Genomic DNA, 1335 nt, shown 5'->3' on the forward strand with positions numbered 1-1335 from the left:
CTGAGGTTAGCCTGGTTTTGTGGACACCCGAGCTAGCGGGATTCGTGATCCTGGTGGAAGGATGTCCAGCATGTCAGAGAGCAAGAAACAGCGTCGCACGTTCACGCCCGAGTACCGGCGGGAGGCCGCGACTTTGGTCATCGACACTGGTCGCTCGATCGCGGCAGTGGCCAAGGAGATCGGAGTCGGGGAACAGTCCCTGGGCACCTGGGTCAAAGCCGAAAAGCAGCGCCGACAAGGCGAGGGGGCATCGACGGGGCCGTTGGGCGAGGACGAGCGAGCAGAGCTGGCCCGGTTGCAACGGGAGAACTTCGAACTCAAACAGGACAACGAGTTTCTGGGAAAAGCGGCATCCTTCTTCGCGTCGAAGCAACACCGTCGGAACGGTTCGAACTGATGCACGCGGAGAAGGACAACTACGCGATCACCCGAATGGCTAGACTCCTGAAAGTGGCCCGGGCTGGCTATTACGCGTGGGCGAAACGGTTGAGTACAGAGCCGGGACCGCGCAAGCAGGCCCAGCGAGCACTCGACGCTGACGTGGCCCGGGTCCACGCCGAATCCGATGATGTTTATGGTGCACCGCGGGTGCAGGCCCAGCTGGCCAGGCAAGCAGTGACTGTCAACGAGAAGACAGTGGCGAAGTCGATGCGCCGGCAGGGGTTGGAAGGCATCAGCCCGCGGAAGTTCAGGCCGGTCACAACGTTGCCAGGGACCCGGACGCACCGGATCCCTGATCGGGTCGACAGAGTCTGGGATCAGGGCGTCGTGGATGCGGTCTGGATCAGCGACATCACCTATCTGCGGACCTGGGAAGGCTTCGTGTACCTATGCGTGATCCGTGACGGATGCTCGCGTCGAGTCCTGGGATGGGCGATGGATGACCGACAGGACTCAGACCTGGTCGAACGGGCACTGCGGATGGCTCACACGCTGCGCGGGATCGGATCGAAGGACGTCATTTTCCATGCCGATCGAGGAGCGCAGTACACCTCAGGGCAGTTGCATCGAGCGGCGGAAGAACTGGGACTGGCGCAGTCGGTGGGTCGGACTGGGGTGTGTTGGGATAACGCGATGTCGGAGTCGTTCTGGTCGACGTTGAAGACAGAGTTCTATGATCGTCGTGTATGGGCGAGCAGGTCGGCTGTTCGACGCGAGGTCGGTCGGTGGATCGAAGAGGTGTATAACCGTCGGCGGTTGCATTCGGCGCTGGGTCAGGTGACGCCGGTGGAGTTCGAGGAAGCACGTTCACTGACCGACCTGGTCAGTGAAGAGGAAGTGTCTGCGCAAGCCGCGTGAGACAGATCAAGTGTCCACAACTTGCGGGGAACCTCA

1 protein-coding gene is annotated in these 1335 nt (G+C 61.5%); it reads left to right on the top strand.

Features of this window, described 5'->3' with window-relative positions:
- The first annotated feature begins 70 nt into the window (after positions 1–70).
- A protein-coding gene (locus INT29_RS19885) for an IS3 family transposase (protein WP_193073273.1) occupies positions 71–1299 on the top strand; the annotation gives its coding sequence in 2 pieces (ribosomal slippage) (positions 71–338 and positions 338–1299; 1230 coding nt in all).
- Positions 1300–1335: the final 36 nt, after the last annotated feature.

The organism is Brevibacterium sp. FME37 (assembly GCF_014897485.1).
In the GTDB taxonomy this organism is placed as follows: Bacteria; Actinomycetota; Actinomycetes; order Actinomycetales; family Brevibacteriaceae; genus Brevibacterium.